Below are 12,748 nucleotides of genomic sequence, written 5' to 3'. Positions count from 1 at the left end.
AAAACGGAAGCTTCAGGAAAATGGCAAACAAAACCTTTCCCGGCAGTACTCTCTTAAGGTTTTGGACATACTCTCTCAACACCCGGGGTATCAGTTTAGTGGCCATGAGTAGCGGCGTCAGCACATCGACCGACAAGAACATCGTTGATCGCTCGCGCGGCCACCGCAACAAGGCCGTCTCCAAAGCTGTTCGCGCCACCCGCGAACGCCTGCAGTCCAGCTCCCAGGGCAACCAGATCTTCGACCGCGACATGATTGCCATGCACGTCAACACCGTGCTGCAGGGCGCATCCGTCATGCCGATCTTCATCGTCGTGGTGACGGCGATCGGCGTCTACCTCAATCCGAATGCCAATCTCTTCGCCTGGGCGCTGCTGATGTTCAGCGTCCATGCCATCAATGTGCTGCTCGCCCGCCGCGCGAGCCGCAAGGAGATCCCTTCGGCCGAGGTCCAGAAATGGCGGCGCAGGCTGCTTGCCGCGCAGATGATCGTCGGCAGCGGCTGGGCGCTGTTTGCGCTGCAGAACTGCGATGCCTGCTCCGGCGACAGCTATTATTTCTACAAGGGAGCGGTGCTGCTCTTCGCGATCTCGATCACCGCGATGAGCAGTTTCATGCTGCGGCTCGGCGTGCTGTTCGGTTTCCTGCCGATGATCCTGGCGCTTCTCGCCACCGCCGTCCTGTCGCGCAACGTGCTCGATATCGGCATGATCGCGATATGCGCTGTCGCGGTCGTCTTTTTCCACTATATCGCCGACCGGCTCTATCGCTCCAACCTGACGCTGATGTCCTATCAGTCGGAAAAGGACGACCTGATTGCCGAGCTGGAAGTGGCGAAATCCATGTCGGACGAAGCCCGCCGCCGCGCCGAAGAAGCGAACCTCGCCAAATCTCGCTTCCTCGCCTCGATGTCGCACGAGCTGCGCACGCCGCTCAACGCCATTCTCGGCTTTTCCGAAGTCATGAGCTCGGAGGTCCTGGGGCCGCTCGCCAACCCGACCTACAAGGAATATGCCGGCGATATCCATCGTTCCGGCCAGCATCTCCTCAACCTCATCAACGAGATCCTCGACCTGTCGCGCATCGAGGCTGGCCGTTACGACCTTGCCGAGGAATCGCTGTCGCTGCTGGAGATCGCCGAGGATTGCATCGGCATGGTGCAGTTGCGCGCCAGCGCCAAGAACATCTCGATCAGCCAGCAGTTCGAACCGCAGCTGCCGCAGGTCTGGGTAGACGAGAAATCGATGCGCCAGGTTCTCCTGAACCTGCTGTCGAACGCGGTCAAGTTCACGCCCCAGGGCGGCGAGGTCACCGTCAAGGTCGGCTGGACCGCCGGCGGCGGCCAGTATGTGGCGATCAAGGACAACGGGCCGGGCATTCCGGAAGAAGAGATCCCGGTCGTGCTGTCTGCCTTCGGCCAGGGCTCGATCGCCATCAAGAGCGCCGAACAGGGCACCGGGCTCGGCCTGCCGATCGTCCAGGCGATCCTTGCCAAGCACGACGGCCAGTTCATCCTGCGCTCCAAGCTGCGCGAAGGCACCGAGGCGATCGCCATCCTGCCGGCAACCCGCGTGCTGCAGAGCGTGCCGGCGGTTGCAGAAGCCCAGACGGTCGCCCGCCGCCGCAAGAGTTTTGCCTGAGGCGATCGACCTCTTTTGCACCGGCCGATTTGCGTGCATACTGCCGCCATGACCAAACTTCTCGACCGCGCCATCGAAGCAGCCAGGGAACTTCCTGCCGAAATGCAGGATGAGATCGCGGGTATTCTTCTGAGGCTCATGGGTGAGGACGACGGAGCCGTCTATCAGCTTACGCCGGAGGAAGAGGCTGACCTGGAAGAGGCTGATCGGGAGATCGAACGCGGGGAGATTGCGACCGAGGAAGAGGTCCGCGCCATGTGGGCAAAGTACGGCCTGTGAAGCTTCGATACACGACCAGAGCTCTCCGTGAAATCGACGAGGCGATCTCCTATATCGGCAGCCACTCTCCGCAAGATGCAGACAATGTCGCTGCACGCATCCGCGGCGCGCTTATGTTCTTGAGCGAGCAACCGTTCGCGGGAAGCACCACGCCAAGAAAAAATACCCGCCGCTTTTTTCTGAAACCCTATCCCTACACGGTTTACTACCGCGTTGGCGTCGACGAAATCATAGTTCAGCGCTTCCGCCATACGTCTCGCAAAATCCAACAGTAATCGCCAACCTCACGTCCACACGCTCCTGACCACCACATAAAGCGCAAAAAACCCGTTCGCACACAGCAGGCAGAAGACCGCGAAGGAGCCGAGATCCTTGGCGTGGCGGCCGACGGTGGAGATTTCCGGCGAGATGCAGTCGACCAGTTCCTCGATCGCGGTATTCAGCGATTCGACCGCAAACAGCACCAGCATCAGGATGGCGAACACGAAATAATCGAGCGCGCCGGCGCCGACGAGCGCGAACAGCAAGACACCGGCCGCGCCGGCGATCAGCTCGTGGCGAAAGGCCTCCTCCTGCCACAGGCGCGTGAGGCCCTGCGTGGAATAGCGGAATGCGGCCACCACCCGGCGGATGCCGGTCGCCTTCTCGATATTGCTGTCGACCGGTGTCTTCCCCATCCGCGGCTCAATGGCTCTTGTTGCTGACGCCGGCCTGCTCGAAGGTCGCCATGCCGGAATGGCAGGCGGCGGCCGCCTTGACGATGCCGGCGGCGAGCGCTGCCCCGGTGCCCTCGCCGAGGCGCATGCCGAGCGCCAGAAGCGGCGTCTTGCCGAGCTGTTCGATCGCACGCAGGTGTCCCGGCTCGCCGGAAACATGGCCGATCAGGCAGTGATCGATCGCTGCCGGATTGGCGGCCTTGAGGATGGAGGCCGCGGCCGTCACCACATAACCGTCGAGCAGGACCGGGATCTTTTCGACCCGGGCGGCCAGGATCGCGCCGGCGATGGCGGCGATCTCGCGGCCGCCGAGGCGGCGCAGGATCTCCAGGGGATCGCTCAAGTGGTCCTTGTGGAATTCGACCGCAGCCTTCACCGCGGCGATCTTGCGCTCCATGAATTCGCCGTGCGAACCGGTGCCGGGACCGACCCAATCCTCCGCCTCGCCGCCATAGAGCGCGAGGTTGATGGCGGCGGCGATCGTGGTGTTGCCGATACCCATTTCGCCGATGCACAGAAGATCGGTGCCGCCGGCGATCGCCTCCATGCCGAAGGCCATGGTCGCGGCGCAATCGCGCTCGGAAAGGGCGGCCTCGCTGGTAATGTCGCCGGTCGGGTAATCGAGCGCCAGATCGAAGATCTTCAGGCCGAGATCATGGGTGACGCAGATCTGGTTGATCGCCGCCCCGCCGGCCGCGAAGTTCTCGACCATCTGCTGGGTCACCGACGACGGGAAAGGCGTCACGCCGTGCCTCGTCACGCCGTGATTGCCGGCGAAGATCGCCACCAGCGGCCGATTGACGGCCGGCGCTCTGCCCGTCCAGGCGGCCAGCCAGAAGGCGATTTCCTCGAGCCGGCCAAGCGCGCCCGGCGGTTTGGTGAGCTGCGCGTCGCGCTCGCGCGCCGCCACCAGCGCCCGCGGATCCGGCCCGGGAAGGTTCTGCAGCAGGACACGGAAATCGTCGAAAGGCAGGCCGCTCACGCTCATGGAAAATCTCTCTTGTAACTCGGTCTCGTATCGCGACGGGAAAACTTGTCTTTCCCGGCAAATCGCGCTTCTGTGCGCAAACTCATAGTCGGGTCGAGAGGGCGGAACAACTGCCAAACGCAACGGAATTCATCGCGGATCTTGCCCGCTCGGTCGGGTTTCTCAGTCGCCTGCCGGTGCAGGATCGATTCTTTCGCGGCCATGACGGCACGATCTCGCGGGCAGTACGGGCTTTTCCGGTCGCGGGACTGATCATCGCGGCACTGCCTGCGCTCGCTCTCATCCTGCTGCAGTCCGGTGATCCGCTGCTCGTCAGCCTGCTTTCGCTTGCCGTGCTGACAGTTCTGACCGGCGCGCTCCATGAGGACGGTCTTGCGGATGCGGCGGACGGCCTCGGCGGCGGGCGGGACAAGGATCACGCGCTTCTTATCATGAAGGACAGCCGCATCGGCGCCTATGGCGTCGTAGCACTGGTGCTTTCCTTTGGCCTGCGCGCCGCGGCGCTTGCTGCGCTGTTCCGCCAGGATGCGGTCACGACGGCGCTCGCCATGCTCGCCGTTGCTGCCGTCAGCCGCGCGGTGATGGTCGCCCACTGGCGTGCCTTGCCATCAGCCAGGGAAAGCGGCGTCGCGGCTGGCGCCGGCTTTCCGGAGGACGGCGCCCGCAATGTGGCGCTCTTCACCGGCGCGGCCATCGCGCTCGTGCTCCTCGTCCCCGTTCTCGGCCTGCCGAAAGTGCTTCTGTCACTGATCGTGGCGGCACTCGCCGGTTTTGGCTTCACCCGCTTCGTGCGTCAGAAACTTGGCGGCCATACGGGCGATACGATCGGCGCTACTCAACAATTGAGCGAGATCGCCATGCTCGCCACTCTTGCTCTTGCGGCATGAAACCCCGATATACTGGGGCATGATTTCACCCTGTACCCTTGTCTGTTCGATCGACCTGAAGACCGGCTATTGCTTCGGATGCGGACGCACGGGCGACGAGATCGCCGCCTGGATGGACTATACCGATACGGAGCGCCGCGCGCTGATGGAAGCTCTGCCCGCACGGCTGGAAACCGTCGAGAGAAAGCCACGGCGGGAGACGCGCCGGCAGCGTTTGGCGCAGCGTCCGGCAAAGGAACGCGACACCGTATGAACGCGCTCACCGGCATTCTCATCGTGCTTGGCATCGGCCTGGCGCTTCTGATCTTCAACCACGATACCGGGCAGACCTTCGGAATCGACAACGACAGTTTCGGCCGGATCATCTACCTCCTGCCGATCGCCGGTCTTCTGTCGGTCGGCATTCTGGCCGGCCGGCGCGGCCATGCCGGGGAAGTGCTGCGCAATCTCGCCATCTGGCTGCTGATCATCCTCGGACTGGTCACCGCCTATCTCTATCGCGACGACGCTCGCAATGTCGCCGCAAGGGTGACCGCCGGCCTGCTGCCCGGCACGGCCGTCGTGGTGACGACGAGCGAAGGCGGCAACGAGGTGATCATTCACAAGACCCAGGGCAGCCACTTCCAGACCAATGTCAGCGTGCAGGGCAAGGTTCTGCCGATGCTGGTCGATACCGGCGCCAGCACCGTCGTGCTTTCCTACAATGATGCGCGTACCATCGGCCTCGATCCGCAGAACCTCAATTTTTCAGTCACGGTGATGACCGCCAACGGCCGGGCGATGGCCGCCCCGGTCCGCCTCGACGAAGTCGCCATCGGCCCGATCGTGCGGAAGAACATCCGGGCGATGGTGGCCGAAGACGGACGGCTCGGCGAAAGCCTGCTCGGCATGAGCTTTCTCTCCACCCTCGGCTCCCTGCAGATGCAGACCGACGAGCTCAGATTGCGAGACTGACGTCAGCCGAAATCCCGGATGGCCTCGCCGCCATTTTTCCGGAAATGGCTCGGCGGCGTGCCGATGATGCGTTTGAACGCGCGGCTGAAGGAGGCTTCGGCATCATAACCGAGCCGTTCGGCGACGGTCGCGACGCGTTCGCCGTCGCGCAGCCATTGCCGCGCCTGGTGCATGCGCACCCGCGCGACGTAACGTGCCGGCGTTTCGCCGACCACTTTGAGGAAGCGTTCGGCAAAGCCCGATCGCGAAGCGCCCATCAACCGCGCCAGTGCCGCGACGGTCCAGTCTCGGTCCGGCTGCAGATGGATGGCGGCCAGCACGCGGCCGACTTCGGGGTTGCGCACCGCGGCGATCCAGCCGGTCGTGTCGCCGCAGCCGTGTTCGACCCAGGTGCGGATCAGCGTCGCGGTCAGGACGTCGGCGAGCCGGGCGAGAATGCCGCCGGCTCCCACCCGGTCCATGTCCACTTCCCGCGCCATCGCGTCGAGCAGATGCGGGATCGACGGTTCGTTCCTGGCGAGATCGCTGGTCAGCATCGCCTCGGGCATCAGTTGCAGCAGCGGGTGCAGCTTGTCGATGTTGAAGCGCATCGAGGCGGTCAGCGCCACGGTGCCGCCACAGGCATCGGCGCATTGCACGTCGAACACGCCCTGGCAGACTTCCTTGCGCCCGAACCGGTCGAAGGGCAACGGTGTCAGCCCCCGCACGCTTGCCAGCACATGCGCATCGCCGCGTGGAAGAAGAGCCGCATCCCCTGCCCGCAATTCCAGCCATTCGCCCGAAGGGGTCTGCAGCCATGCGGAGCCCGATGAAATGAAATGGAAACGTGCCGCCTCCTGGGCCGGAAATGAGGTCGCCCAGGGCTCAGCGAGCCGGCAGCGTCCGTATTCGACGCCGTCGAGCCTTAACCCCCGCAGCATCTCGGTGAGCGGATCGGCGATCTCTAACGGGATTTCCTTGGACGAACGGTCAAGCATATCGGATTTTCTAGCATGGAAAGTACAGGCTGTCACGCCTAAGTCTGGTCCATCCTCCCGGTACGGTGCTCCGTGCCACCTCCCAAGACAGGACATGACCATGACTGACAGCACTTTCGATGAGGACGACGCCGTGCGCGACACGTCGTCCCCGAACACATCGGCCAGGGCACGGTGGGACGCGGTCGTCGCGCTCACTCTCGGCGTCTTCGGCCTCGTGACGGCGGAATTCCTGCCGGCGAGCCTGCTCACGCCCATTTCCGCCGATCTCGGCATCAGCCCCGGCATCGCCGGGCAGACGGTGACGGTAACCGCGGTAGTCGCCGCGTTCGCCGGCCCCGGCGTCGTGATCGGCACCCGCAGCTTCAACCGGCGCTGGACGCTGTTCGGGCTGACCGCCCTTCTTATCCTCTCCTGCGCACTGGCCGCCCTTGCCAACGGCCTGACCGTACTGCTCGTGTCGCGCGTCCTGCTCGGCATCGGGCTCGGCGGGTTCTGGGCCATGGCGGGGGCGCTTGCCATGCGGCTCGTGCCGATGAACCACCTGCCGCGCGCCATGGCGATGATCTTCACCGGCGTCTCGGTGGCGACCGTGATGGCAGCACCGCTCGGCGCCTATATCGGCTCCACGCTCGGCTGGCGGGCGGCCTTCGTGCTCGCCGGCGCCGTCGGCGTGCTGGCGCTGCTGGCGCAGGCCGTCACGGTGCCTTCGCTGCCGCCTGCCGGCCACGCCGGGCTCGGCACGCTGGCCGAAGTCCTCAAGCGGCCGAAGATCCGCATCGGCCTCATCGCGACGCTGCTCATCGTCGCCGGCCATTTCGCGGGCTTCACCTATATCCGCCCCTATCTGGAAGAGGTTCCGCGGCTTGGCGTCGAGATGGTCTCGCTCGTCCTGCTCGCCTATGGCGTCGGCGGTTTCTTCGGCAATATCGCCGGCGGCATCATCACCGAGCGCAGTTCGACGCTTGGGGTTGTCTTCGCCTCCGGCCTGATCGCGGTGGCCTCGGTGCTGCTCGTTACCCTCGGGGCTTCGACGACGGCCGCAGCGGTCGCCATCGCGCTCTGGGGTTTTGCCTTCGGCGCCCTGCCGGTCAGCATCCAGAGCTACATCACCCGGGCCGCCCCCGACGAGGCGGAAAGCGCCGGCGCCCTGCTGCTGACGACCTTCCAGATCGCCATATCCAGCGGCGCCGTCCTCGGCGGCCTGCTGATCGACGCGCAAGGGCCGCTCGGCGTGATGACCTTCCTCGGCATCGCATCCATCCTCGGCTCATCGGTGATGGTCGTGCGCGGCGGCCGCCAGGTGCAGCTCAGCCAGGGCTGAGCCGCTTCAAACGGTTATCGGCTGCGGTCAGTTGCGCAGCCGGTAACCCGTCTTGAAGATCCAGCCGAGGATCGACAGGCAGATCACCAGGAACAGGCCGACCATGCCGAGGCTGATCATCGGATTGACGTCGGCGATCTCGTAGAAACTCCAGCGGAAGCCCGAGACGAGATAGAGGACCGGATTGAAATGGCTGACCGTCTGCCAGAAGGGCGGCAGCATGTTGATCGAATAGAAGCTGCCGCCAAGGAAGGTCAGCGGCGGCACGACCAGCATCGGGATGATGTTGAGCTGCTCGAAATTCTTCGCCCAGATGCCGATGATGAAGCCGAACATGCTGAAGGTGATCGCCGTCAGCACCAGGAAAAGCACCATCATGAACGGATGGGCGATGCGGATCTCGACGAAGAAGGAGGCGGTGGCGAGGATGATCACCCCGATGATCAACCCCTTGGTCGCCGCCGCGCCGACATAACCAATGATGATCTCGGTCATCGCAACCGGCGCCGACAGGATCTCGTAGATCGTGCCTGTGAATTTGGGGAAGTAGATGCCGATCGAGCCGTTGCTGATACATTGCGTCAATAGCGTCAGCATGATCAGCCCGGGCGTGATGAACGACCCGTAGGAGACCCCCTCGACCGTCTGGATGCGCGAACCGATCGCGGTGCCGAAGACGATGAAATAGAGCGAGGTGGTGATGACAGGCGAGATGACGCTCTGCAGCAGCGTGCGCTGCAACCGGGCCATCTCGAACAGATAGATCGACTTGATCGCTTCGAAATTCATGCGTTTTCTCCGACTTTCTGTCCCACCAGCGCCACGAAAATATCCTCGAGCGAACTCTGCCGCGTGGAAAGATCGCGGAAATGGATGTCTTGCGCAGCAAGCGTCGACAGCAGCGCGGCGATCGTGCCCTGCCCCTCCTCGCCCTGGTATTCGTGCACCAGTGCCGTTCCGTCTTCGGAAAGCGTCAGGTTGTAGGCCCGGAGGCTTTCGGGCAGCGCCCTCAGCGGTTCGGACAGTTCGAGCCGCAACTGCTTGCGGCCGAGCTTCTTCATCAGCGCCTCCTTTTCCTCGATCAGCAGCAGCTTGCCGCCGTTGATGACACCCACCCGGTCGGCGATTTCTTCCGCCTCCTCGATATAGTGGGTGGTGAGGATGATGGTGACGCCGCTCGCGCGCAGCTTCTCGACAAGCTGCCACATCTCGCGGCGCAGGTTGACGTCGACGCCGGCGGTCGGCTCGTCGAGGAAAAGGATTTTCGGCTCGTGGGAAAGCGCCTTGGCGATCATCACCCGCCGCTTCATGCCGCCCGAAAGCTCGCGCAGCATGCTGTCCTTCTTGCTCCAGAGCGACAGCTCCTTGAGTATGTTCTCGACCAGCACCGGATTCGGCTTCTTGCCATAGACGCCGCGGGAAAAGCTCACCGTGTTCCAGACCGTCTCGAACATGTCGGTCGTCAGTTCCTGCGGCACCAGGCCGATCTGCGAACGGGTCTGGCGGAAGTCCCTGACGACGTCGTGACCGCCAACCAGCACCTTGCCGGTCGAAGGATTGACGAGGCCGCAGATGATCGAGATCAGCGTCGTCTTGCCGGCGCCGTTCGGGCCGAGAAGCGCCAGGATTTCGCCCTCCTCGATCTCCAGGTCGACGCCCTTGAGCGCCTGGAACCCGTTCTCGTAGGTCTTGGTAAGCTTATCTATGGAAACGACTGACGCCATGGGGAACGGTCTTCTTTAGGAATCGATTTTCGGGATGCGCCGCGAATATAGGCACGCAAACCTCCGAAACCATCCCTCGTGGAAGAATATTGCTGACGGTTTCAGAGGATAATCGACGTGAAGAACTGCGCCGAGATGACGATCAGGAAGATGCCGAAGCCGATCTCGAGCTGCCGCTTCGACATGACATGCGCAAGCCGCGCACCGATCGGCGCCATGTAGAGCGTGATCGGGATCAGCAGCGCCACGGCCAGCCAGTTGATATAGCCGGTCGAGAACGGCGGCAGGCCTGGCTTCCCCCAGCCGCCCCAGACATAACCGACGAGCCCGGGCAACGAAATCAGCACGCCGACGCCCGAGGAGGTCGCCACCCCCTGGTGGATCGACCGGCCGTAGAGCGTCATGAACGTGTTGTTGAGGATACCGCCGCCGATCCCCATCAGGCCGGACAGGATGCCGATGCCGGTACCGACCAGGAACTTGATGGAATTGCCCGGCAGGTCGTCGCCAAGCTTCCAGCTCGCACGGTTGAAGATCATCCGGAAGGCGAGCACCAGCGCGATGACCGCGAAGATCAGCTGCAGTTCGGCGCTGGTCGCCCTGGCGGCGATGACGGTTGCGATCAGCGTGCCGAGCGGCACCGCGACGATCCAGCCCTTGAGCAGATCGGTATCGACCGCGCCGCGCTGCCGATGCGCCATATAGGAGCGGATCGAGGTCGGCACGATGATCGCCAGCGACGTGCCGAGCGCCAATTGCATGCGCACGTCCTCCGGAATGCCGAGCAGCCCGAAGACATGAAAGAAGATCGGCACGAGGATCGCACCGCCGCCGATTCCGAACATGCCGGCGAGAATTCCAGCGACTGCGCCGCCGGCCAGAAGCGCCAGGATGAACGGGAAAAGCGTTGCGATGGACAAGTTCCGGTCTCCAGTCCGACATCGGGTCCGACATCGGGTCCGAAGAAGGAGGTTCATCCACTGCCGCTGTCATTTTTCCGTGACGTTCTTACAGCATTGTCCCCACCAGGCAAGCAACGGTCCCGCCTTTTACGCCGCACGTAACCTCTCGCGCGACCGTCATGACCAGAGTGTTTCAGTCCTTTTCGTTTCCGCTTGCCGCATGTGCAGTGTTTTTAAATACAAGCTCTTGAGTAACCGGAAGCACGGCTCCTCCCCGCGAGCCTCACCTCCACCCTCGCCGGCTCCCTGAGCCGGCTTTCTTTTTGGTTGCGAGGTCCAATCCTCTTCAGGTGACAGAGTGAGACCCGGCGCGCCATGGGCTTGGTCTGCGCGCCGGATCCCGTTGCCGCAGTAGGGGTAAGCCGCGGGGGGGGCGGACTGCGGCGTCGCCATTCTTGCGTCGCCGCCGCTTATGGTTCCAGTTTGGTTGCCGGATATGGTTTATGGACGATTAATGTCCACAGGTTCGCGGCTGCGCCATGTCTCGGGCGTATCCGGCGGGGTGAGGCTCAGGTTCGACCTCTGCCCGGAAGCGCATGCCGCCACGCCGTTTCCAGCGCGTCGCGGAGATCCGTCTCCTGCAATTCCGAAAGAACCGCCGTCGTCCAGCCCTGACGGCCCCAGGCATTCGGGACCGGCAAAAAGGCGTCCGGCAGCATCTCGCATTTGATCTGCTGCTCGTCCGGCGTGAACTTGAAGTTCGCGGTCAGACCATCGGCCGCCAGCGTCACGTAGATGCGCCTGACCTTGAACGCCGCCCTGTCGAAATGCGGCGCTTCGGACGTTTCTTCCAGAGAGAGGGCCAGACTGCGGAGCATGTCGGCATCGGCCATCGTCGGACCTCAGTTGCAGTAGCGCTTGCCGCTCCTGCGGGAGCGCAGGTCGAAGTGGAAATGGTTCCAGTGTTCCGCATTGCTGCCCGGACCGAGCACGGTGTTGAAATATTTGCAGCTGTCGCTGCGCACCGCCTTCAGGAGACCGCCTTCGCGCATCGAGAACAGGCCCTTCTTGCGCACGTCGATCTCGTGGCCGTCCTTCAGCACGATCTGGCCGATATCGATGGCGTTGCCCTTGGCGTGCTCGGACATCGGGTTGTAGCGCTGGTTGCTGTTGTTCATCCGCCGGCAGGAATAGCCGCCCATCGGCACGATCTTCTGGATGCCGGTGAGATAACGGTAACGGGCGGAGGGCGCGAGCTCGTTCTTCACCCATTTGGCAAAGGCGAGCGTCGTCTGGCAGTTCAGCGTGACCGCCGGCTTGACGTCGATATTACCGGAGAGGCCGGAGAGCTTCACCGGATAGGGCACGCTGCAGCTCGGGCCTGCATCGATGGGCGGCCGGTCGTCAAATTCGACGCCGAGCCGCCTCAGTTCCGCACGGCAGCTCACTTCCGACCGCGGCATCACATCGCGCTGCCAGGGCATGTCGCGCTGGCTCATCGGGCCGCTGTCGCTCATCGGATTGTTGGGCCGCAGCATCGCCACCTGCTGGGTGCCGGCAGGCGCCCTGCTTGGCGGGATGACGCGCGACCCATCGCTCCATGTCATGGCGTTGTTCGTGAGGTCGCCCTGCAGGCCGGCGCCCTGGCGCTTCGGCGGCACGATCACCCGGTCGTCGCCGTTCATTGGTTGCGAGATCGGCTGGCGGCGGGGCTGCAGCGCGCGCGGATTGTCGGTGCCGATGCCGTCGACGACGGGCTGGTCGCCGACACCTTCGGCGATATCGGAATCCTGCTCTTCGGCAAGTCCCGTCACGTCGCTCTCGTCGGGACCGAAACCGAGCTCGGCGTCGATGTTGACGCCCTCCTCCGGAATGGTCATCGGTCCGACATTGCGGGTCGCATTGCGCTGCCCGACGGATGCCTGCTGCTGCATCGCCTCGTCGCTGTCGATCATCGGCAGGCGGCCCTGGCGCGCGGCGGACGGTTGCTGCGACACGGGTGCATTCAAGGGCGCGGACTGCACCTGAGCCGGCGCCCGCAGGTAATGGCCGCCGTCATCGGAGCCGGAACCTGGATAGGCCGAATTGGAATAGCCGGTGCCGGCGAGGTTTGGCGTGTTTGCGTAATCGACGCCGCTTGCCTGCGAAACCGGCGCGGCGCTCGTCGGATAGGCCTGTTGCGAGACGGGTTCGCGCGGGATGTCGCGCATCGGCTGGATCGCCCCGACCCGGCCGTTGTCGATCGGCGCGGGCGGAACGAGATCCCCGGCGGAACAGGCGGCCAGCATTGTCGGGATCATCAGCGAGCCGATCACCCGCCGAGAAAAAGGAGCATACGCCATACCAGTTGCCACTCT

At 63.8% G+C, this 12,748-nt stretch carries 15 protein-coding genes; 7 read left to right on the top strand and 8 right to left on the bottom strand.

Annotated elements, in window-relative coordinates; genetic code table 11:
- Positions 1-104 precede the first annotated feature (104 nt).
- Genes ACSQ8R_RS07635 through ACSQ8R_RS07625 form a run of 3 tightly spaced genes read left to right on the top strand, consistent with a single transcriptional unit; the run spans position 105 to position 2,194 of the window.
- Complete coding sequence (locus ACSQ8R_RS07635; protein ID WP_436255404.1) at positions 105-1,640, top strand: sensor histidine kinase; 1,536 nt, start codon at positions 105-107, stop codon at positions 1,638-1,640.
- A gap of 48 nt (positions 1,641-1,688) precedes the next feature.
- Positions 1,689-1,919: a hypothetical protein gene (locus tag ACSQ8R_RS07630; protein ID WP_113129522.1), complete on the top strand. Its 231-nt coding sequence runs from the start codon at positions 1,689-1,691 to the stop codon at positions 1,917-1,919.
- Entirely contained in the window at positions 1,898-2,194 is a 297-nt protein-coding gene (locus ACSQ8R_RS07625) for a type II toxin-antitoxin system RelE/ParE family toxin (protein ID WP_436252796.1), read from the top strand. Before ACSQ8R_RS07630 ends, ACSQ8R_RS07625 begins: the two co-directional genes overlap by 22 nt.
- Positions 2,195-2,203: 9 nt before the next feature.
- Here the strand turns inward: ACSQ8R_RS07625 and ACSQ8R_RS07620 are convergent, their stop codons facing one another.
- Together ACSQ8R_RS07620 and cobT are read right to left on the bottom strand one after the other, a co-directional pair.
- Positions 2,204-2,596, bottom strand: a complete 393-nt coding sequence (locus ACSQ8R_RS07620) for a diacylglycerol kinase (protein ID WP_436252795.1) — start codon at positions 2,594-2,596, stop codon at positions 2,204-2,206.
- Positions 2,597-2,603: 7 nt separating this feature from the next.
- Complete coding sequence (gene cobT / locus ACSQ8R_RS07615; protein ID WP_436252794.1) at positions 2,604-3,623, bottom strand: nicotinate-nucleotide--dimethylbenzimidazole phosphoribosyltransferase; 1,020 nt, start codon at positions 3,621-3,623, stop codon at positions 2,604-2,606.
- A gap of 110 nt (positions 3,624-3,733) precedes the next feature.
- On the opposite strand from cobT, the gene ACSQ8R_RS07610 reads away from it, so the two are divergent.
- The 3 genes from ACSQ8R_RS07610 to ACSQ8R_RS07600 are packed head-to-tail and all read left to right on the top strand — an operon-like array spanning position 3,734 to position 5,464.
- Positions 3,734-4,510 (top strand): adenosylcobinamide-GDP ribazoletransferase, encoded by a 777-nt coding sequence (locus ACSQ8R_RS07610; protein WP_436255403.1) that lies wholly within the window; start codon positions 3,734-3,736, stop codon positions 4,508-4,510.
- Positions 4,511-4,529: 19 nt separating this feature from the next.
- Positions 4,530-4,763, top strand: a complete 234-nt coding sequence (locus ACSQ8R_RS07605) for a DUF1289 domain-containing protein (protein WP_436252793.1) — start codon at positions 4,530-4,532, stop codon at positions 4,761-4,763.
- The gene (locus ACSQ8R_RS07600) at positions 4,760-5,464 is read left to right on the top strand and encodes a TIGR02281 family clan AA aspartic protease (protein ID WP_436252792.1); all 705 of its coding nucleotides are present in this window, start codon (positions 4,760-4,762) and stop codon (positions 5,462-5,464) included. Before ACSQ8R_RS07605 ends, ACSQ8R_RS07600 begins: the two co-directional genes overlap by 4 nt.
- Before the next feature lie 2 nt (positions 5,465-5,466).
- On the opposite strand, the gene ACSQ8R_RS07595 is transcribed toward ACSQ8R_RS07600, so the two are convergent.
- Positions 5,467-6,405, bottom strand: coding sequence for an AraC family transcriptional regulator (locus ACSQ8R_RS07595; RefSeq protein ID WP_436255402.1), 939 nt, complete (start codon positions 6,403-6,405; stop codon positions 5,467-5,469).
- A gap of 136 nt (positions 6,406-6,541) precedes the next feature.
- Between ACSQ8R_RS07595 and ACSQ8R_RS07590 the strand changes: the two genes are divergently transcribed.
- Entirely contained in the window at positions 6,542-7,765 is a 1,224-nt protein-coding gene (locus tag ACSQ8R_RS07590) for an MFS transporter (RefSeq protein ID WP_436252791.1), read from the top strand.
- A gap of 27 nt (positions 7,766-7,792) precedes the next feature.
- Here the strand turns inward: ACSQ8R_RS07590 and ACSQ8R_RS07585 are convergent, their stop codons facing one another.
- The 5 genes from ACSQ8R_RS07585 to ACSQ8R_RS07565 all read right to left on the bottom strand — a co-directional run bounded on the left by ACSQ8R_RS07585 (position 7,793) and on the right by ACSQ8R_RS07565 (position 12,733).
- Positions 7,793-8,554 (bottom strand): ABC transporter permease, encoded by a 762-nt coding sequence (locus ACSQ8R_RS07585; protein ID WP_436252790.1) that lies wholly within the window; start codon positions 8,552-8,554, stop codon positions 7,793-7,795.
- On the bottom strand, positions 8,551-9,489 hold the full coding sequence (locus ACSQ8R_RS07580; protein ID WP_436252789.1) for an ABC transporter ATP-binding protein: 939 nt from the start codon (positions 9,487-9,489) through the stop codon (positions 8,551-8,553). The genes ACSQ8R_RS07585 and ACSQ8R_RS07580 overlap by 4 nt, the downstream gene beginning before the upstream one ends.
- A gap of 101 nt (positions 9,490-9,590) precedes the next feature.
- Positions 9,591-10,409, bottom strand: coding sequence for a sulfite exporter TauE/SafE family protein (locus ACSQ8R_RS07575; protein WP_436252788.1), 819 nt, complete (start codon positions 10,407-10,409; stop codon positions 9,591-9,593).
- 551 nt (positions 10,410-10,960) lie between these two features.
- A complete protein-coding gene (locus tag ACSQ8R_RS07570; protein WP_436252787.1) occupies positions 10,961-11,284 on the bottom strand; it encodes an MmcQ/YjbR family DNA-binding protein in 324 nt (107 codons plus the stop codon).
- 9 nt (positions 11,285-11,293) lie between these two features.
- Positions 11,294-12,733: an extensin-like domain-containing protein gene (locus tag ACSQ8R_RS07565; protein WP_436252786.1), complete on the bottom strand. Its 1,440-nt coding sequence runs from the start codon at positions 12,731-12,733 to the stop codon at positions 11,294-11,296.
- Positions 12,734-12,748 lie beyond the last annotated feature (15 nt).

Origin of the sequence: Neorhizobium sp. LjRoot104 (genome assembly GCF_964253725.1) — a bacterium.
Lineage (GTDB): Bacteria > Pseudomonadota > Alphaproteobacteria > Rhizobiales > Rhizobiaceae > Neorhizobium.
The sequence above is the reverse complement of the archived record's forward strand: the minus strand, read 5'-3'. Positions and strand labels throughout refer to the sequence as shown.

What these genes read in the sequence shown, in the direction of transcription:
- ACSQ8R_RS07635 (WP_436255404.1), top strand. Translation starts at nt 105, where the DNA reads ATGAGTAGCGGCGTCAGCACATCGACCGACAAGAACATCGTTGATCGC.
- ACSQ8R_RS07630 (WP_113129522.1), top strand. Translation starts at nt 1,689, where the DNA reads ATGACCAAACTTCTCGACCGCGCCATCGAAGCAGCCAGGGAACTTCCT.
- ACSQ8R_RS07620 (WP_436252795.1), bottom strand. Translation starts at nt 2,596, where the DNA reads ATGGGGAAGACACCGGTCGACAGCAATATCGAGAAGGCGACCGGCATC.
- cobT (WP_436252794.1), bottom strand. Translation starts at nt 3,623, where the DNA reads ATGAGCGTGAGCGGCCTGCCTTTCGACGATTTCCGTGTCCTGCTGCAG.
- ACSQ8R_RS07605 (WP_436252793.1), top strand. Translation starts at nt 4,530, where the DNA reads ATGATTTCACCCTGTACCCTTGTCTGTTCGATCGACCTGAAGACCGGC.
- ACSQ8R_RS07600 (WP_436252792.1), top strand. Translation starts at nt 4,760, where the DNA reads ATGAACGCGCTCACCGGCATTCTCATCGTGCTTGGCATCGGCCTGGCG.
- ACSQ8R_RS07590 (WP_436252791.1), top strand. Translation starts at nt 6,542, where the DNA reads ATGACTGACAGCACTTTCGATGAGGACGACGCCGTGCGCGACACGTCG.
- ACSQ8R_RS07585 (WP_436252790.1), bottom strand. Translation starts at nt 8,554, where the DNA reads ATGAATTTCGAAGCGATCAAGTCGATCTATCTGTTCGAGATGGCCCGG.
- ACSQ8R_RS07580 (WP_436252789.1), bottom strand. Translation starts at nt 9,489, where the DNA reads ATGGCGTCAGTCGTTTCCATAGATAAGCTTACCAAGACCTACGAGAAC.
- ACSQ8R_RS07570 (WP_436252787.1), bottom strand. Translation starts at nt 11,284, where the DNA reads ATGGCCGATGCCGACATGCTCCGCAGTCTGGCCCTCTCTCTGGAAGAA.
- ACSQ8R_RS07565 (WP_436252786.1), bottom strand. Translation starts at nt 12,733, where the DNA reads ATGGCGTATGCTCCTTTTTCTCGGCGGGTGATCGGCTCGCTGATGATC.